The organism is Pseudomonas sp. NFACC56-3 (assembly GCF_900100025.1).
GTDB classification, from domain to species: domain Bacteria; phylum Pseudomonadota; class Gammaproteobacteria; order Pseudomonadales; family Pseudomonadaceae; genus Aquipseudomonas; species Aquipseudomonas fluorescens_AA.
This window is the reverse complement of record NZ_FMTK01000006.1, coordinates 65,564-83,578: the sequence shown is the minus strand read 5'-3', so window position 1 is coordinate 83,578 and position 18,015 is coordinate 65,564. Positions and strand designations below refer to the sequence as shown.

At 59.7% G+C, this 18,015-nt stretch carries 21 protein-coding genes; 18 read left to right on the top strand and 3 right to left on the bottom strand.

The window, feature by feature from the left end:
• Positions 1-40 precede the first annotated feature (40 nt).
• A complete protein-coding gene (locus BLO80_RS11205) occupies positions 41-958 on the bottom strand; it encodes a putative 2-dehydropantoate 2-reductase (RefSeq protein WP_092332014.1) in 918 nt (305 codons plus the stop codon).
• A gap of 142 nt (positions 959-1,100) precedes the next feature.
• Here BLO80_RS11205 and BLO80_RS11200 point away from each other — a divergent pair, with 142 nt between their 5' ends.
• Together BLO80_RS11200 and BLO80_RS11195 are read left to right on the top strand one after the other, a co-directional pair.
• Positions 1,101-1,586: a YajQ family cyclic di-GMP-binding protein gene (locus tag BLO80_RS11200; RefSeq protein ID WP_092166399.1), complete on the top strand. Its 486-nt coding sequence runs from the start codon at positions 1,101-1,103 to the stop codon at positions 1,584-1,586.
• A gap of 145 nt (positions 1,587-1,731) precedes the next feature.
• Complete coding sequence (locus BLO80_RS11195; RefSeq protein ID WP_072348934.1) at positions 1,732-2,574, top strand: mechanosensitive ion channel family protein; 843 nt, start codon at positions 1,732-1,734, stop codon at positions 2,572-2,574.
• 119 nt (positions 2,575-2,693) lie between these two features.
• Here the strand turns inward: BLO80_RS11195 and BLO80_RS11190 are convergent, their stop codons facing one another.
• Positions 2,694-4,049 carry an OprD family porin gene (locus BLO80_RS11190; protein WP_092332017.1) on the bottom strand — a complete coding sequence of 452 codons (1,356 nt, stop codon included), beginning with the start codon at positions 4,047-4,049 and terminating at the stop codon, positions 2,694-2,696.
• 894 nt (positions 4,050-4,943) lie between these two features.
• Here BLO80_RS11190 and BLO80_RS11185 point away from each other — a divergent pair.
• Entirely contained in the window at positions 4,944-5,369 is a 426-nt protein-coding gene (locus BLO80_RS11185) for an HIT domain-containing protein (protein WP_092201466.1), read from the top strand.
• Between the two features lie 3 nt (positions 5,370-5,372).
• The gene (locus BLO80_RS11180) at positions 5,373-5,579 is read left to right on the top strand and encodes a SlyX family protein (protein ID WP_030140808.1); all 207 of its coding nucleotides are present in this window, start codon (positions 5,373-5,375) and stop codon (positions 5,577-5,579) included.
• 70 nt (positions 5,580-5,649) lie between these two features.
• Here BLO80_RS11180 and BLO80_RS30455 read toward each other — a convergent pair whose 3' ends face one another.
• Positions 5,650-6,255, bottom strand: a complete 606-nt coding sequence (locus tag BLO80_RS30455) for a cold-shock protein (protein ID WP_092332020.1) — start codon at positions 6,253-6,255, stop codon at positions 5,650-5,652.
• Positions 6,256-6,650: 395 nt separating this feature from the next.
• Here BLO80_RS30455 and BLO80_RS11170 point away from each other — a divergent pair, with 395 nt between their 5' ends.
• From BLO80_RS11170 to pal, 14 genes are all read left to right on the top strand, one after another.
• On the top strand, positions 6,651-7,121 hold the full coding sequence (locus BLO80_RS11170; protein WP_060740897.1) for a Dps family protein: 471 nt from the start codon (positions 6,651-6,653) through the stop codon (positions 7,119-7,121).
• Between the two features lie 228 nt (positions 7,122-7,349).
• Entirely contained in the window at positions 7,350-7,691 is a 342-nt protein-coding gene (locus BLO80_RS11165; protein ID WP_060740898.1) for a ribbon-helix-helix domain-containing protein, read from the top strand.
• A 218-nt stretch (positions 7,692-7,909) separates the two neighbouring features.
• On the top strand, positions 7,910-8,131 hold the full coding sequence (locus tag BLO80_RS11160) for an FmdB family zinc ribbon protein (RefSeq protein WP_003178589.1): 222 nt from the start codon (positions 7,910-7,912) through the stop codon (positions 8,129-8,131).
• A gap of 75 nt (positions 8,132-8,206) precedes the next feature.
• Entirely contained in the window at positions 8,207-9,982 is a 1,776-nt protein-coding gene (aspS, locus tag BLO80_RS11155; protein WP_092332022.1) for an aspartate--tRNA ligase, read from the top strand.
• Positions 9,983-10,102: 120 nt separating this feature from the next.
• A complete protein-coding gene (locus tag BLO80_RS11150) occupies positions 10,103-10,849 on the top strand; it encodes a YebC/PmpR family DNA-binding transcriptional regulator (RefSeq protein ID WP_092332025.1) in 747 nt (248 codons plus the stop codon).
• Between the two features lie 169 nt (positions 10,850-11,018).
• The gene (ruvC, locus tag BLO80_RS11145) at positions 11,019-11,543 is read left to right on the top strand and encodes a crossover junction endodeoxyribonuclease RuvC (RefSeq protein ID WP_014339919.1); all 525 of its coding nucleotides are present in this window, start codon (positions 11,019-11,021) and stop codon (positions 11,541-11,543) included.
• Positions 11,544-11,657: 114 nt separating this feature from the next.
• Positions 11,658-12,266: a Holliday junction branch migration protein RuvA gene (ruvA, locus tag BLO80_RS11140; protein ID WP_092332028.1), complete on the top strand. Its 609-nt coding sequence runs from the start codon at positions 11,658-11,660 to the stop codon at positions 12,264-12,266.
• Complete coding sequence (ruvB, locus tag BLO80_RS11135) at positions 12,267-13,328, top strand: Holliday junction branch migration DNA helicase RuvB (protein ID WP_003178599.1); 1,062 nt, start codon at positions 12,267-12,269, stop codon at positions 13,326-13,328.
• Positions 13,329-13,455: 127 nt separating this feature from the next.
• Positions 13,456-13,923: a tol-pal system-associated acyl-CoA thioesterase gene (gene ybgC / locus BLO80_RS11130; RefSeq protein ID WP_003205037.1), complete on the top strand. Its 468-nt coding sequence runs from the start codon at positions 13,456-13,458 to the stop codon at positions 13,921-13,923.
• Positions 13,913-14,608: a protein TolQ gene (tolQ, locus tag BLO80_RS11125; RefSeq protein WP_014339916.1), complete on the top strand. Its 696-nt coding sequence runs from the start codon at positions 13,913-13,915 to the stop codon at positions 14,606-14,608. The genes ybgC and tolQ overlap by 11 nt, the downstream gene beginning before the upstream one ends.
• Before the next feature lie 23 nt (positions 14,609-14,631).
• The gene (gene tolR, locus BLO80_RS11120) at positions 14,632-15,084 is read left to right on the top strand and encodes a protein TolR (RefSeq protein WP_161798348.1); all 453 of its coding nucleotides are present in this window, start codon (positions 14,632-14,634) and stop codon (positions 15,082-15,084) included.
• The gene (gene tolA / locus BLO80_RS11115; protein WP_053186763.1) at positions 15,084-16,163 is read left to right on the top strand and encodes a cell envelope integrity protein TolA; all 1,080 of its coding nucleotides are present in this window, start codon (positions 15,084-15,086) and stop codon (positions 16,161-16,163) included. The genes tolR and tolA overlap by 1 nt, the downstream gene beginning before the upstream one ends.
• Positions 16,160-17,461, top strand: coding sequence for a Tol-Pal system beta propeller repeat protein TolB (gene tolB, locus BLO80_RS11110; RefSeq protein WP_063324614.1), 1,302 nt, complete (start codon positions 16,160-16,162; stop codon positions 17,459-17,461). Before tolA ends, tolB begins: the two co-directional genes overlap by 4 nt.
• Positions 17,462-17,513: 52 nt before the next feature.
• Positions 17,514-18,011, top strand: coding sequence for a peptidoglycan-associated lipoprotein Pal (gene pal / locus BLO80_RS11105; protein WP_003178634.1), 498 nt, complete (start codon positions 17,514-17,516; stop codon positions 18,009-18,011).
• The last annotated feature ends 4 nt before the right edge of the window (positions 18,012-18,015 follow it).

Genomic DNA, 18,015 nt, shown 5'->3' with positions numbered 1-18,015 from the left:
GTCGCTAAGAAAGGAACACGAGGGCCAGCGTAGCCGCTGCTCAGTCGCTGGGCAATCCGAGGTTGTCCAAGTGGACAATCAGTCGCTGGCGCAGTTGTTCCAGGTGCGGCACGGTCAGCTCATGGCGTTGGGCGACCTTGCAGGCGTAGCCGAGCAAATAGCTGATTTCGGTACGACGCCGATTGGCCACATCCTGGTACATCGAGGAGTAATTGGCGGCCGTGGCCTGGATCACCCGTTCGACTTCCGGCTGCAAATCCTCGGCCGCCGCGGGCTGGCCGCACCGTTCGAGCACATCCGTGAGTTCCGCGCACAGGGTCGCCACTTCGCAGTGATGTTCCAGCAGGCCGCCGTTCTTGCAGTGATGCAGCACGGTCAGTGGATTGATTGCACAGTTGAGTGCCAGCTTGCGCCAGAGACGGGTGAGGATGTCGGCGCTCCATTCGTGGGGAATGCCGGCGGCGGCCAGGTCGTCCAGCCAGAACGGCGCCACCGGGTGAGCCGTGTCGCCCAACCAGGTGTAGCCATGGCCGGCGAATACCACGCGCCAGTCACCGTCGCGGAACGCGCCTTCGGTGCTGGAGGCGCTGATGCAACGAGCCTGGGGCACACAATTGGCCACTGCGTCCTGGCTGCCGAGGCCGTTCTGCAACAGGATCAGTTCCGATTCTGCGTCCAGGCGATGGGCCACCGACGTCACCGCCGCTTGCGCGTCGTAGGCCTTGCAAGCCAGCAGCAGGCGTTTGATCGGCTCCGGGCTGTCCGCCGTTTCGCCCGGCACCGGGTAGCACTGCGCCTGGCCTTGTTCCACCAGCGTCAGGCCCGCGGCGCCGCGGTAGGCCTGCAAGCGCGCTTCGTTGCGCAGCACCAGCCGTACCGGTAATCCGGCCCGGGCCAGGCGCGTGGCCCACAACATGCCGAGACTGCCGGCCCCGAGGACATGCCAGGTGGTGGGCATCAGTTTTTTACTCGGATTGGCGCAGGCATCAGAGGGCTCGCAGTGTCGGCAGGAAAAGAGCCGTTATAATGAGCCCGATTTTAACCACAAGCCAAGCGCGCGCCGTTGATACTGGCGCGCCTTTTTATTTGGAGAACACTACATGCCGTCATTCGACGTGGTATCCGAACTGGACAAACACGAGGTCACCAACGCGGTTGAAAACGCCGTCAAGGAACTCGACCGTCGTTATGACCTCAAGGGCAAGGGCAGTTTCGAGTTCAAGGAAAAAGACCTGACCGTGAACCTGACCGCCGAGGCCGAGTTCCAGCTCGAGGCGATGATCGAGATCCTCAAGCTGGCGCTGGTCAAGCGCAAGATCGATGTGCAGTGCCTCGAGGTCAAGGACGCCTACGCCTCGGGCAAGCTGATGAAGCAGGAAGCCGTGCTCAAGGAAGGCATCGACAAGGAACTGGCGAAGAAAATCGTCGCTCATATCAAGGACGCCAAGCTCAAGGTGCAGGCCGCCATCCAGGGCGAGCAGGTGCGGGTTACCGGCAAGAAGCGTGACGACCTGCAGGAAGCCATTGCGGCATTGCGCGGCAAAGAATTCGGCATGCCCCTGCAATTCACTAACTTCCGCGATTGATACTTCAGTTGTATGAAGATCCTGTGGCGAGGGAGCTTGCTCCCGCTTGGGTGCGAAGCGCCCACCTGTAAGGGGCTGCTACGCAGCCAGCGGGAGCAGGCGCCCTCGCCACAATGCCGCGTGCAACAGGAATAAGGAGAGAGAGATGGACTTGAATGCTGAAGTGGACAACTTGGTCAAGGCTTCCCAGACCTGGATCCCCATGATCATGGAGTACGGCAGCCGGGTGCTGCTGGCGGTCATTACCCTGGCCATCGGCTGGTGGTTGATCAACAAAGTCACGCAGAAACTGGGTGCGCTGCTGGCCCTGCGTAACGCCGACTTGGCGCTGCAAGGGTTCATCAGTACCCTGGCCAACATCATTCTGAAGATATTGTTGATCGTCAGCGTCGCTTCGATGATCGGTGTGGAAACCACTTCGTTCGTCGCCGCCATCGGTGCCGCCGGCCTGGCGATTGGCCTGGCCCTGCAAGGCAGCCTGGCGAACTTCGCCGGTGGCGTGCTGATCCTGCTGTTCCGCCCGTTCCGCATCGGTGACTGGATCGAAGCCCAGGGTGTGGCCGGTACGGTCGACAGCATCCAGATCTTCCACACCGTGTTGCGCACCGGTGACAACAAGACCGTCATCGTGCCCAACGGCAATCTCTCCAACGGCATCATTACCAACACCAACCGCCAGCCGACCCGCAAGGTCGTGTTTGATGTCGGCGTGGATTACCAGGCTGACCTGCAAAAGGCCCGGGAAGTGTTGCTGGAGCTGGCCAAGGATGAGCGTGTGCTGGCGGATCCGGCGCCTGAAGCGGTGATTTCCACCTTGGGCGACAGTTCCATCACGGTGTCGCTGCGCATCTGGGTGAAGACCGCGGATTATTGGAGCGTGATGTTCATGCTCAATGAACAAGCGCGGGATCGCTTGAAGGACGCGGGCATTGATATTCCGTTTCCACAACGCGTGATTCGGGTGGTTCAGGAATCAACTTCGGCGTAATGCCCGATCGATTATGGTCTGACCTTCAAGTCAGGACTTGCGTAATAAAGTTGATCCAATAAAAAAGGCCCATCCGAAGATGGGCCTTTTCTTGATTACCGCAAACAGACTTTCGGCAATTACAGAACCGAAATCGGGTAGTCGACGATCAGGCGGAACTCTTTGATGTCGCCTTCACCTTCGTCAGCGTTAGCGTAGTGCCAGGCTTGACGAACACGGAAGGAAAGATCTTTTGCCGGGCCAGACTGAACAACGTACTTGGCTTCGAAGTTGGTTTCGTTGTGCTTGCCGTCACTTCCGTACAGCGGGTTGCCCGAACTATCACGATACTGGCTGTTGGCAGACAGGTGGGTGCCATCGATGTCCCAACCTTTGACGTAACGGGTCATGAAGCTCAGACCAGGAACGCCGTACTCAGCCATCTTGATGTCGTAACGGATCTGGGCAGATTTCTCGTTAGGCGCGTTGAAGTCGGAGTACTGGATGGAGTTGGCGAGGAAGATCGAGTCGCCGCCGCGGTTAACGGAGCCACTGTGACCGCCCACACCGATGTAATCGAACGGGGTGTCGCCGTTGATTTTCTGGAAGGCAACGGTGATGGTGTGCGCTTTCAGGAACGAGAAGGCAGCCGCCAGGGAGTACGCGGTGTTGCTGATGTCGCCGGCTTTGGCGCTACCGGTGTCGGTGGTGCGGTAGATGTTACCGTCCAGGTTCAGCGACTGATCGCCACCCATTGGGATGGTGTAGTTCAGGTTCGCGTAGTACTGGTTCCAGATGTCTTCCAACTGGGCGCCATACAACGATGCGGACAGGTTTTCACTGATGGCATATTTGCCGCCAGCGTAGTCGATGCTGTTGGCTTCGACACCGGCATAAGTTGCATACAGGCCGCCGTTACGAGCATTTTTGTCCTGGCTGGTCGCCGAGTAGAAGTGACCGGCTTCCAAGTCAAGGTCTTTGATTTCGCTGCTCTGCAGTTGGAAACCGCTGGCAGTTTGAGGAAGGATACGGGAGCCGCCAACCGCGAACACTGGAGCAGTGCTTGGCTGCTGGTCACCGATTTTCAGCTCGGTCTTGGATACGCGGAATTTGACCGCTGCACCGGCTTTGCCTTGGCTGTCGTTGACGTCGCCATCGGCATCGCGGCTCATGTTGCCGGTGCCGCCAGTGCCATCGCCGCCGTCCAGTTTGACCGCCAGGTAACCGAATGCATCGATACCGACGCCTACGGTGCCTTGGGTGTAACCGGAGTTGAAGTTACCCCAGATACCCTGGGTCCAGTCTTTCTGATCGGTAGCGCCGTCTTTGCGGTCACGGTTGTAGTAGTAGTTGCGCAGCAGCAGTTTGGCGCTGGCATCTTCAACAAAGCCTTTGGCTTCAGCCTGGTCACTTACGAAAGGTGCGGCCGAGGCCATTTGAGTACTGGCTGCTGCAGCAACGGCCAGTGCGATCATGCTCCACTTCATCACGCGCATCGTGATTTGCTCCTTTGGTTTTAAGAGTACTGCCGTCCCACCTGTTTTATTATCTGGGCGGCTCTTTCTTTTTGTGTCGGCGCAAACTTATATCACGCCGACATTCTTTGGCGATACTTGCCCATTCAACCTTTCAGCTTCTTTACGACCATGTCGCCAATGGCTCGATCCATGTCGTATTTGGGCTGATCCAATGCAATCGGATTCACAACTTAAATGTTGTGTTTTCTGTTCCTGCATCGGTGTAAAGAGTCCGTCATTACTGCGCTTGAAGCTCCTTGGGGCAGCCTTGCCACTTTAATTTTGTAGTCCGCAGGTACTCGCTTCCGGCGTGGTCCTGTGGACGATGTGGGGATGAATGCAACAAGCATGCACAAACCCGGATTTCGTTTACATTTTTTTCACATTCTGGCGTCTGTCGCGGTGAAACCTCATGAAACCGGGCTCCAAAGGCCTTGTTTTAAATAGGGTTGACTGCGTACAGCCGCCGTGTTTGGCGACGATAAAAATGCCGCGACAACCAAAAACGTTACCGGTTCACCCTTCACAGTGAGTAAATCCCGGATGCTTTGTGCACTGAGCGTAGACGCACTGTGCTGTTTTGGTGCAAAAAATTTGTGTCTTGTACGAAAATCTTACAGCGCCTAGGGAATCGCCTGACCTTTTGGGCGGCGATGTCAGGGCTTTACCTAGTCGTTGCGCCGTGTTGGTGCGTGGGACTGCACTTGTTCATGCCAGGCCGGGCCGTTGGGTCGAAAAAAATAGCCGTCGGGGTGAGCCGGGGGCGGTTCGCCGTGATCGATCCTGCGTTCGCGGGTATGCTGCGGGTCTGTGCCCGATGCAGGCCTGCGGGCCGTTGCGCCGGGCAGAATTCATTAGCGAGGAGTACGCGCGGTGTTTGCCTTAGACCCACGACTGCAACAAGACACATTGCCCATCGGTGATTTCCCGCTGTGCCGGTTGCTCTTGTCCAACGATTCCAATTACCCGTGGTTCATCCTCGTACCGCGGCGGGAAAATATCAGTGAATTGTTTCAGTTGGATGACATCGATCAATTGCAACTGTGGAAAGAAACCACCGCACTGGCCGAAACCCTCAAGGATTCGTTCGACGCCGATAAACTCAACGTTGCAACCTTGGGTAACGTCGTCAGTCAATTGCATATGCATGTCATCGTGCGCAAGCGTGATGATGCCGCCTGGCCGGCGCCGGTCTGGGGCAAGCATCCGGCCCAGCCTTATAATGAAGAACAGGTAACGGCCATTCGCGAACGCTTGCGCATGGCGCTGGCCGATGATTTCAAGTTTCTGGAGGGCTGAACCATGAACCTTGAAGAACGCGTAACCGACCTGGAAAGCCGCCTGGCCTTTCAGGATGACACCATCCAGGCGTTGAATGACGTACTGGTGGAGCAGCAACGAATCGTCGAACGTTTGCAGCTGCAAATGGCGGCGCTGCTCAAGCGCCAGGAAGAAATGGCCGGGCAGTTCGAATCCTTCGAAGAAGAAGCCCCGCCTCCGCATTACTGACCTGGCCGATTGGCAGGCAATAAAAAACCGCGAGCAGCCAGGGCTGCATCGCGGTTTTTTTACGCTTGGATCAGCGGCGCGGCAGCGCAGCGATCACGTCTTCGGCCTGCAGGCCCTTGTCGCGGTTCATCACGGAAAATTCCACGCGCTGGCCTTCCACCAGGACGCGATGGCCTTCGCCACGAATGGCCCGGAAATGCACGAAGATGTCATCGCCGGAGTCGCGGGAAATGAAGCCGAACCCTTTGGATGTGTTGAACCACTTCACCGTGCCGGTATCGCGGTTGGACATGTCGTAGTTCTGCGCAGCGGCGGTCGGCGACGACTTCTTGTAGAAGCTGACGGCCAGGTGCAGTGCTACGGCGAGCAGTGCCGCGCCCAGGCTGAACAGAATGGCCGGTTGACCGCCAATTTCCGGCATGGGCGCCAGCAGGGCCAGGGTTTGCAGGGCAACGGCCAGCACCAGCAAGGCGCTGACAAGGTTTTGCAGTTGGTGGCGTGGACCTTTGTTCCAGTGAGGGATGACGGGGGCAAGGGTCAGGTTGAGCAGGCCGAAAAAGGCCAGGTACAGTGCATCGGGGTGTTGCAGGTAAGGTGTGGCTTCGGAACCCAGGCTAGGGATGAAGGACAGCAGCAGGGCAGCTGCGCCCATTAGCAAGTGGACGATTTTCAACATTTTGATTGGCTCACGGTTAAGACAGATCACAAGGAAGAGCGGGTCGGGCACGGTTCGCTTCGAAACAATGAGAGGCGTTGGACACGTACCCGAATCAGCCTATGCGTTACGCCCGGGAAAATTAGGCGTAGCGACACACTGCCTATTTAACAGCAAAGCTCGGGCCTTCTCAAACCCGTTACGGGCGCGTACCGCGCTGTTCGTCGGCCAGAAAAGCACCGCGGCTGCTTGAACGCGCCTGGCAAGCGGCGTTGAATTTCCCGGGTGTCGGAACCGTCGGCTGCCTTGGCTGGTCGGTTCTGCAGGGCTGGCAATCTGTCGCAGGCCGTAGGCGGCCAGAACCACTAGAGTGGTAGGGCCGTTGTCGAATTCATCACCCTAAGGAGATCTACCCCATGGCAATTGATATCGGTATCAGTGAAGAAGACCGCAAGTCCATCGTCGACGGGCTTTCGCGCCTGCTGTCGGATACCTACGTGCTGTACCTCAAGACCCACAATTTTCACTGGAACGTCACCGGGCCGATGTTTCGGACCCTGCACCTGATGTTCGAGGAGCAATACAACGAGCTGGCCCTGGCGGTGGACCTGATTGCCGAGCGAATCCGCGCCCTTGGCTTCCCGGCCCCGGGTGCCTACTCGGTGTATGCGCGCCTGTCCTCTATCAAGGAAGAGGAAGGCGTGCCTGCTGCCGAAGACATGATCCGGCAACTGGTCGAGGGCCAGGAAGCGGTGACGCGTACGGCCCGTGGCATCTTTCCTTTATTGGACAAGGTCAGCGACGAGCCCACGGCCGACCTGCTGACCCAGCGCATGCAGGTTCACGAAAAGACCGCGTGGATGCTGCGGGCGCTGTTGGAAAACTAATAAGGCGCGCGTTGTATCGTGGCGAGGGAGCAAGCTCCCTCGCCACAAGGGCGATATCGCCTGCACGCTGGGTGTAGGACGGCGTAATTCGTCGCCGGCCTGCTGTTGGCTTGTCCTACGTCCATGGTCATAAAGTCGTCTGGAACTGGCGATGCCGTTGAGCTTCCATAGAGCCACAGATGGGTTGTTCCAACCCAGAGGCTCGTATGGCAAAGGAGTGTCAACGGTATGATTCAAGGAAAGGAACCCGGGGAAGGGCGGCTGGGGCGTTTTCAGCCTATCAGCGTCGACCCGTTCATCCGGGGGTTCGATATGCAACTGGCCCGGCCCTTGGCCCGATCCATTCGCCTGAACGGGTTCGCCACCTGTCTGCGGCTGGAACAGGTCTATTGGGATATCCTCGGTGACATGGCCGAGCTCAATCGCTGCTCCATCAGCACGTTGCTGTCCCATGTGGACAGGGAAGTGCACCTGCGCCATGGCGGGGTGCGCAATTTCAGCGGGTTGGTGCGCGTGGTCTGCGTGGTGCACAGTTTGAAGGAAACCGGGATGGATCATGGTGCGGCGTAGGCGCTGCCGGAGGCTGCGATCTTTTGATCTTGCGCTTGGGACTCAAAGGGCTGGGGCAAGATCGCAGCCTCGTTGCACTCGTCAGCTCCTGCACGGCGTCTGCTCGACAATGACTGTGCGGTCTTACGGCTGCACAGGCCGCATTTAATGGATATAATCCCGCTCTTTGCCGCAAAGCCCCGCCTTTGCGCGTGTAACCTGATCGCCGAGACAACCCCATGCCGATGTACGACTATCAATGTGCTTCCTGTGGTCATCAGATGGAAGCCATTCAAAAGATCAGCGCGGCACCGCTGGTCGACTGCCCTGCCTGCCAGGCGCCGGAACTGAAAAAGATGCTCTCCATGCCTGGTTTCCGCCTCGGCGGCACGGGCTGGTATGAAACCGACTTCAAGACCGGCGCCAAGAAAAACCTGGCCGGTGGCGACAAAGCTGATTGAGTTGAATACGCGCGAGTTCTTGCACGGGCAGGGCCTCCAACCGAATGTCGAATTACGAGAAGTGAAACCACTACCATGATGCGCAGCCATTATTGCGGCCAACTGAACGAAAGCCTGGAAGGTCAGGAAGTTACTCTTTGCGGATGGGTCCATCGTCGCCGTGACCATGGCGGGGTGATTTTCCTCGATATCCGTGATCGTGAAGGCCTGGCCCAGGTGGTGTTCGATCCGGACCGCGCTGAAACCTTCGCCACCGCCGACCGCGTGCGCAGCGAATACGTCGTCAAGATCACCGGCAAGGTGCGCCTGCGCCCGGCCGGCGCCGGCAATGCCAACATGGCGTCGGGCATGATCGAAGTGCTGGGCTACGAGCTGGAAGTGCTCAACGAGTCGGAAACCCCGCCGTTCCCGCTCAACGAATACTCCGACGTGGGCGAGGAAACCCGCCTGCGCTACCGCTTCATCGACCTGCGTCGCCCGGAAATGGCCGAGAAGCTGCGCCTGCGTTCGCGCATGACCACCAGCATCCGTCGTTACCTGGACGAAAACGGCTTCCTCGACGTCGAGACGCCGATCCTGACCCGCGCCACGCCGGAAGGCGCCCGCGACTACCTGGTGCCGAGCCGTACCCACCCCGGCAGCTTCTTCGCCCTGCCGCAGTCACCACAGTTGTTCAAGCAACTGCTGATGGTGGCCGGGTTCGATCGCTACTACCAGATCGCCAAGTGCTTCCGCGACGAAGACCTGCGTGCCGACCGTCAGCCTGAGTTCACTCAGATCGACATCGAGACCAGCTTCCTCGACGAAAAAGACATCATGGGCCTGACCGAAGGCATGATCCGCAACCTGTTCAAGGAAGTGTTGGGTCTGGAGTTCGGCGAGTTCCCGCACATGACCTTCGAAGAGGCCATGCGCCGCTACGGTTCCGACAAGCCGGACCTGCGTAACCCGCTGGAACTGGTGGACGTTGCCGATCAGCTCAAGGACGTCGAGTTCAAGGTGTTCAGCGGCCCGGCCAACGACCCGAAATGCCGTATCGCGGCCCTGCGTGTTCCAGGCGGCGCCAGCATGCCGCGCAAGCAGATCGACGATTACACCAAGTTCGTCGGTATCTACGGTGCCAAGGGCCTGGCGTATATCAAGGTCAACGAGCGCGCCGCCGGTGTCGACGGTCTGCAATCGCCCATCGTGAAAAACATTCCGGAAGCCAACCTCAATGTGATTCTCGATCGCGTGGGTGCGGTTGACGGCGACATCGTGTTCTTCGGTGCCGACAAGGCCAAGATCGTCAGCGAAGCCCTGGGCGCGCTGCGTATCAAGCTGGGCCACGACCTGAATCTGCTGACCTGCGAATGGGCACCGATGTGGGTCGTTGACTTCCCGATGTTCGAAGAAAACGATGACGGCAGCTTCTCCGCGCTGCACCACCCGTTCACCGCGCCGAAGTGCTCGCCGCAAGAGTTGGAGGCCAACCCGGCCACCGCTCTGTCCCGCGCCTACGACATGGTCCTGAACGGTACCGAGCTGGGTGGCGGTTCGATTCGTATCCACCGCAAGGAAATGCAACAGGCGGTGTTCCGCCTGCTGGGCATCGACGAAGCCGAGCAGGAAGAGAAGTTCGGCTTCCTGCTGGACGCGCTGAAGTACGGTGCACCGCCCCACGGTGGCCTGGCCTTCGGCCTGGATCGCCTGGTGATGCTGATGACCGGTGCCCAGTCGATCCGTGAAGTGATCGCGTTCCCGAAAACCCAGAGCGCGGCCGATGTCATGACCCAGGCGCCGGGCATGGTGGACGCCAAGGCGTTGCGCGAGTTGCACATCCGTCTGCGTGAACAGCCAAAGGCTGAGTAAGGCTGGCACCTGAGAGGGCGCATCTTCGGATGCGCCTTTTCATTGGGGTCGATATTTCTGATTGCCGGCCACTGCCCACGCGCAGGGCGGGCAATGTTCCAAAGAGAAACGGAGCGAGTTATGGCAGGTCATTCCAAGTGGGCGAACATCAAGCACCGCAAAGAACGTCAGGATGCCAAGAGAGGCAAGATCTTCACCAAGTGGATCCGTGAGCTGACGGTCGCGGCCCGCCAGGGTGGTGGTGATCCGGGTTCCAACCCGCGTCTGCGCCTGGCCTTGGACAAGGCCTTGGGTGCCAACATGAGCCGCGACATCATCGACCGGGCCATCGCCCGTGGCGCGGGTGCGACCGAGGCCGACAACGTCGAGGAGCTGACCTACGAAGGCTATGGCCCGGGCGGCGTGGCGGTGATGGTCGAATGCATGACCGACAACCGCAACCGTACCGCTGCCGCCGTGCGTCACGCTTTCAGCAAGTGCGGTGGCAACCTGGGTACCGATGGCTCGGTGGCCTATCTGTTCGAGCGCAAGGGGCAAATCAGTTTCGCCCCGGGCCTCGATGAAGATGCCCTGACGGAAGCGGCCCTGGAGGCCGACGCCGATGACGTGGTCAGCCATGAAGACGGCTCGTTCGACGTGTTCACCTCGTTCGCCAGCTTCTATGCCGTGCGCAATGCCCTGGAGGCGGCCGGTTTCAAGCCCGCCGACGCGGAAATCGTCATGCAGCCGACCACCGGTGCCGAACTGGACCTGGAAGGCGCCGAGAAGGTGCTCAAGCTGATCGACATGCTGGAAGACCTGGATGACGTGCAGAACGTTTATTCCAACGCCGATATTCCGGAGTCGGTGGCTGAACAGCTGGGCTGATATTGTTGTGTGCAATGCGTTCTATCCAAATGCATGATTGCCAGGGTGGGAGCGGGCTTGCTCGCGAATGCGGTGCATCAGTCGATATTCATGTCGGATGTGGCGCCCTCTTCGCGAGCAAGCCCGCTCCCACATGTCCAGGTAACCCCCTCTTCAAACCGCAGGCGTTATGACTTTAATCCTTGGTATCGACCCTGGTTCGCGCATCACCGGCTACGGTGTGGTTCGCGATACCGGGCGCGGCTGCGTGTACGTCGCCTCCGGTTGCATCCGTACCGGTGCGGGTGAGCTGCATGAGCGCTTGCAGATCGTTTATCGCGGCGTGCGCGAAGTCATCCAGACCTACGGCCCGGTGACCATGGGCATCGAACGGGTCTTCATGGCGCGCAACGCCGATTCGGCCCTGAAGCTGGGGCAGGCCCGGGGCGCGGCCATTGTGGCCGGTGCCGAGGAAAACCTGGAGATCGCCGAGTACACCGCGACCCAGGTCAAGCAGGCGGTCGTCGGCACAGGGGCGGCGAACAAGGAGCAGGTGCAAATGATGGTGATGCACCTGTTGAAACTGGTCAGCAAGCCGCAAATCGACGCCTCCGACGCCCTGGCCATCGCCATTTGCCATGCCCATACCCGTTCCAGCCTGTTGCCTCATGGCCTGGGGACTGCACGCAGTCGTGGCGGGCGCCTGCGTCTCTGATAGCATCAGCGCAATCTTCGTGAGCCCGAGCATCTTGCGCCTGTGTCGTCGGCCTTCCTGCCCGGGCTGTTATTCGCCAGCCCGCGGGCTGGCCAACACCCAAGGATCTGAAACGTGATTGGACGCTTGCGCGGCACCCTGGCTGAAAAACAGCCGCCGCACCTGATTCTGGATGTAAATGGCCTGGGTTATGAGCTGGAAGTGCCCATGACCACGCTGTATCGCTTGCCGTCGGTCGGCGAGCCGCTGACCCTGCACACCCATTTGGTCGTGCGCGAGGATGCGCAGTTACTCTATGGTTTCGTCGGCAAGCGCGAGCGGGATTTCTTCCGCGAGTTGATCCGTCTCAATGGCGTAGGCCCGAAACTGGCCCTGGCCTTGATGTCGAGCCTGGAAGTCGACGAACTGGTGCGCTGCGTGCAGTCCCAGGACACCTCGGCGCTGACCAAGGTGCCGGGGGTGGGCAAGAAAACCGCCGAGCGCCTGCTGGTCGAACTCAAGGACCGCTTCAAGGCCTGGGAGGCGGTGCCGGCGATGTTCGCCCTGGTGCCGAACCAGCCGGACGCGCCGGTGCCGGTGGTCAGCGCCGAAAACGATGCGGTCACCGCGTTGATCTCCCTGGGCTACAAGCCGCAGGAGGCCAGCAAGGCGATTTCCGCCATCAAGGAAAAAGGCCTGAGCACCGAAGACATGATTCGCCGTGCCCTGAAGGGAATGATTTAAGTGATTGAAGCTGACCGTCTGATCGCCGCCACGGGCGCACCCCGTGACCGCGAGGAAATCCAGGACCGCGCGATTCGTCCTGTCAGCCTGGCCGACTACATCGGCCAACCGACCGTGCGCGAGCAGATGGAGCTGTTCATCCAGGCGGCCCGTGGGCGCAGCGAGTCGCTGGACCACACCTTGATCTTCGGCCCGCCGGGCCTGGGCAAGACCACCCTGGCCAACATCATTGCCCAGGAAATGGGCGTCTCGATCAAGAGCACGTCGGGGCCGGTGCTTGAACGGCCGGGCGACCTGGCGGCGTTGCTGACCAACCTTGAGCCCCATGACGTACTCTTCATCGACGAAATCCATCGGTTGTCGCCGATCGTCGAGGAAGTGCTGTACCCGGCCATGGAAGATTTCCAGCTCGACATCATGATTGGCGAAGGGCCGGCGGCGCGCTCCATCAAGCTGGACCTGCCGCCCTTCACCCTGGTGGGCGCCACCACCCGCGCCGGCATGCTGACCAACCCGCTGCGGGATCGTTTCGGTATCGTCCAGCGCCTGGAGTTCTACAACAACGCCGACCTGGCGACGATTGTCAGCCGCTCGGCGGGCATCCTCGGCTTGCCGCTGGACCCGGACGGTGCTTATGAGATCGCCCGGCGTGCCCGGGGGACGCCGCGGATCGCCAACCGCTTGTTGCGCCGGGTCCGGGATTTTGCCGAAGTCCGGGCCAAGGGCCACATCACCAAGCCGATTGCCGACCTGGCGCTGAACCTGCTGGACATCGACGAGCGTGGTTTCGACCACCAGGACCGGCGCCTGCTGTTGACCATGATCGAGAAGTTCGACGGTGGCCCGGTGGGCGTGGACAGCCTCGCGGCGGCCATCAGCGAAGAGCGCCACACCATTGAAGATGTGCTGGAACCGTACCTGATCCAACAGGGCTATATCATGCGCACGCCTCGCGGGCGCGTGGTGACCCGCCATGCTTATCTGCACTTTGGCTTAAACATCCCGACACGAATGGGCGAGATGCCGGTGGTAGACGAATTCCTCGATGCCGTGGACGATTGAACGAGCTCTATACGCCGACTTTTTTCCGGTTCGTGCTGTCCCAGACGAAGCCCGGAGCGTCAATGCGTTCGAGAATGAAAAAACAGTTGCCTGGCCGATTGGCAACCTGAGGAGTAAGCACTAGAGTATGCGCGCGCAAAACGGGCTGGAGTCGTTCGCACATCGCTGTCGCGTTTATTACGAGGACACCGATGCCGGCGGCATCGTCTACTACGTCAATTACCTCAAGTTTATGGAACGGGCTCGAACCGAACGGCTGCGGGAACTGGGTTTTGCCCAATCCGCGCTGGCAGGGGAGGACCTGTTATTCGTCGTGCATTCCAGCGAAGCGCGTTACCACGCGCCGGCGCGACTGGACGACGAACTGGTGGTAAGTGCCGATGTCATCGAATTGAACCGTGTCAGCCTGCGCTTCAAGCAGCAGGTCAGGCGGGCTACGGATAACGTGCTGCTCTGCGAAGGGCAGTTTTTGGTGGCCTGTGTGCGCACCCATAGTTTGAAACCCCGGGCCATTCCCGAAGCTCTACGTGCGGCCTTTGCCGGCGTGAGCGGCGCGGGTACACACTCAGAGCAGGAGATAAAGCGTGGAAGCTAACGTCGTCGACCATTCCTCCATGTGGAGCCTGGTCAGCAATGCCAGCGTCGTGGTGCAACTGGTAATGCTGACCCTGGTAGCCGCATCGGTGACCTCATGGATCATGATCTTTCAGCGCAGCAACATGCTGCGCGCCGGTCGTCGTGCCCTGGAGAGCTTCGAAGAGCGCTTCTGGTCCGGCATCGACTTGTCCAAGCTCTATCGCCAGGCCGGCAGCAACCCGGACCCGGACTCGGGCGTCGAGCAGATCTTCCGTGCCGGCTTCAAGGAGTTCTCTCGCCTGCGCCAGCAGCCGGGCGTCGACCCTGAGGCGGTGATGGAAGGTGTGGCCCGTGCCATGCGCGTCGCCATTTCCCGCGAGGAAGAAAAGCTCGAACAGGGCCTGTCGTTCCTGGCTACCGTTGGTTCGGTCAGCCCGTACATCGGTCTGTTCGGTACCGTGTGGGGGATCATGAACTCCTTCCGTGGCCTGGCTTCCGCCCAGCAAGCGACCCTCGCCACCGTGGCCCCGGGCATCGCCGAGGCACTGATCGCCACCGCCATCGGTCTGTTCGCGGCCATTCCGGCCGTGATCGCCTACAACCGCTTCGCTGCCCGCAGCGAAATGCTGACTGGCCGTTACTACACCTTCGCCGATGAATTCCAGGCGATCCTGCACCGTAAAGTGCACACCAGCGAAGAATAAGCAGGTATTTCCCAATGGCTTTAATCGCTCGAGCCCGAAAAAAGCGCAAGCCGGTCGCCGAGATGAACGTGGTGCCCTACATCGATGTGATGTTGGTGCTGCTGGTCATCTTCATGGTGACCGCGCCCATGCTCAATCAGGGCGTGAAGGTCGATCTGCCCAAGGTTTCCAGCGAAGCCTTGCCGCAGGACAACAACACCCAGGTACTGACCATTTCGATCAAGGCTGACAAGACCTACTACTGGAACCTTGGCAGTGAAGTGGACACCGAGAAGCAGCAGGACCGGGCCATGACCTTGCCGCAGATGACTGATGCGGTGACCAAGATCATTCGTGTCGGCAACGATGCCGGCAAGCGCACGCAAGTCTTCATTCGCGGCGACAAGACCGTCGACTACGGTGCCGTGATGGGCGCCATGGGCGGCCTGCAGAAAGCCGGGGTCGGTAATGTTGGCTTGATTACCGAGGCCCCCTGATGCAGCAACAGCGAGAGCCGTCCGCCTCGGAAAGCTACTTCTGGCCCAGTGTCCTGGCCATCGGCCTGCATGTGCTGGTGTTCGGCATGCTGTTCGTCAGTTTTGCCATGACCCCGGAGTTGCCGCCGGCCAAGCCGATCGTGCAGGCGACGTTGTACCAGCTCAAGTCGAAAAGCCAGGCGACGACCCAGACGAACCAGAAGCTTGCCGGTGAGGCGAAGAAATCCGCCGCGCGCCAGACTGAAGTCGAGCAGATGGAACAGAAGAAGGTCGAGCAGGAAGCGATAAAGGCCGCGGAACAAAAGAAAGAGGAAGCGGCTCAAAAGGCCGAGGAAGCCAAGAAGGCCGATGAGGCGAAGAAAGCGGACGAGGCGAAAAAGGCTGACGAAGCCAAGAAAGCCGACGATGCGAAGAAAGCCGCCGAGGCCAAAAAGGCAGAAGAGAAACAATTGGCTGATATAGCCAAGAAGAAAGCCGAAGAAGAAGCCAAGAAAGCCGCTGAAGAAGAAGCCAAGAAAGCGGCCGCTGAAGAAGCGAAGAAAAAGATCGTCGAGGACGCCAAGAAGAAAGCGGCCGAAGACGCCAAGAAAAAAGCTGAAGCTGAAGAGGCGAAAAAGAAAGTCGCCGAAGACGCGAAGAAGAAAGCCGCCGCCGACGCCGCCAAGAAAAAGGCCCAGGACGCAGCGCGTAAGTCCGCCGAAGACAAGAAGGCCCAGGCCTTGGCAGATTTGCTTTCCGACACGCCGGAGCGCCAGCAGGCCTTGGCCGATGAGCAGGGTGATGAAGTTGCCGGCAGCTACGATGATCTGATTCGGGCTCGAGCGGCAGAAGGCTGGGCTCGTCCACCTTCGGCGCGCAAAGGCATGACGGTAGTATTGCAAATCGGCATGTTGCCCGACGGTACGGTTACCTCGGTCAGCGTCGCCAAGTCCAGTGGTGATGGTCCGTTCGACGCTTCGGCGGTCGCGGCGGTCAAGAACATTGGGCGTTTGACGGAAATGCAAGGAATGAAACCGAGCGACTTTGCTCCCTATCGTTCATTCAAGATGACATTCACACCTGAGGATCTAGCCTTGTGAGAAACCTTCTTCGATCAATGCTGGTCGTTATCTGCTGCCTGGCAGGGATAGCGGTAGCAGAGGAAAAGAACATTCTGGTCACCAGCGGCAGCGACCGGGCCACCCCGATCGCCGTCGTACCGTTCGGCTGGCAGGGCGGTAACGTCCTGCCGGACGACATGGCGGAAATCATCGGCAACGACCTGCGCAACTCGGGTTACTACGCGCCGATTCCGAAGCAGAACATGATCAGCCTGCCAACCCAGGCCAGCGAAGTCATCTACCGTGACTGGAAGGCCCTGGGCGCCCAGTACATCATGGTCGGCAGCATCGTTCCGGCCGGCGGTCGCCTGCAGGTGCAGTACGCCCTGTTCAACGTCGCCACCGAGCAGCAGGTGCTGACCGGCAGCGTGTCGGGCAGCGTCGATCAGTTGCGCGACATGGCGCACTACATCGCCGACCAGTCGTTCGAGAAACTCACCGGTATCAAGGGTGCGTTCTCCACTCGCATGCTCTATGTGACGGCCGAGCGTTTCTCCGAGAACAACACCCGCTACACCCTGCAGCGTTCCGACTATGACGGCGCGCGTGCGGTGACCTTGCTGCAATCGCGCGAGCCGATCCTGTCGCCGCGCTTCGCCCCCGATGGCAAGCGCATCGCCTATGTCTCGTTCGAGCAGAAGCGTCCGCGTATTTTCGTGCAGCACATCGACACCGGTCGTCGTGAGCAGATCACCAACTTCGAAGGCCTGAACGGCGCGCCAGCCTGGTCGCCGGACGGTTCGCGCCTGGCGTTCGTGCTGTCCAAGGACGGTAACCCGGACATCTATGTGATGAACCTGGCTTCGCGCTCGATCTCCCGCGTCACCAACGGCCCGGGCATCAACACCGAACCGTTCTGGGGCAAGGATGGCTCGACCATCTACTTCACCTCCGACCGTGGCGGCAAGCCTCAGATCTACAAGACCAGCGCCGGTGGCGGTGGCGCCGAGCGCGTGACTTTCGTCGGTAACTACAATGCCAACCCTAAACTGTCGGCGGACGAAAAGACCCTGGTGATGATCCATCGCCAGGACGGTTTCACCAATTTCAAGGTGGCGGCCCAGGATTTGCAGCGCGGAAGTGTAAAAATCCTCACTGATAGCACTCTGGACGAGTCACCCACTGTTGCGCCCAACGGCACCATGGTAATCTACGCCACCCGCCAGCAGGGCCGGGGAGTCTTGATGCTCGTGTCCATTAATGGACGCGTGAGGCTCCCGCTTCCTACCGCACAAGGCGAAGTCAGAGAACCGTCCTGGTCCCCTTACCTGAACTGACGCGGCGCAATACGTTTTACTTAACACACTGGGGTTCATTAGGAGTTTCACGATGGAAATGCTGAAGTTTGGTAAATTTGCTGCGCTGGCTCTGGCCATGGCTGTGGCTGTAGGTTGCTCGTCCAAAGGCGGCGACAATGCCGGTGAAGGCGCTGTTGATCCAAACGCTGGTTACGGCGCTAACACTGGTGCCGTTGACGGCTCCCTGAGCGAAGAAGCTGCTCTGCGCGCAATCACCACCTTCTACTTCGAATACGACAGCTCGGACCTGAAGCCAGAAGCCATGCGCGCTCTGGACGTTCACGCCAAGGACCTGAAAGCCAACGGCGCTCGCGTTGTTCTGGAAGGCAACACCGACGAACGTGGTACTCGTGAGTACAACATGGCACTGGGCGAGCGTCGTGCGAAAGCCGTTCAGCGCTACCTGGTACTGCAAGGTGTTTCCCCAGCTCAGCTGGAACTGGTTTCCTACGGCGAAGAGCGTCCAGTTGCCACCGGCAACGACGAGCAGTCCTGGGCTCAAAACCGTCGCGTCGAACTGCGTAAGTAATTCG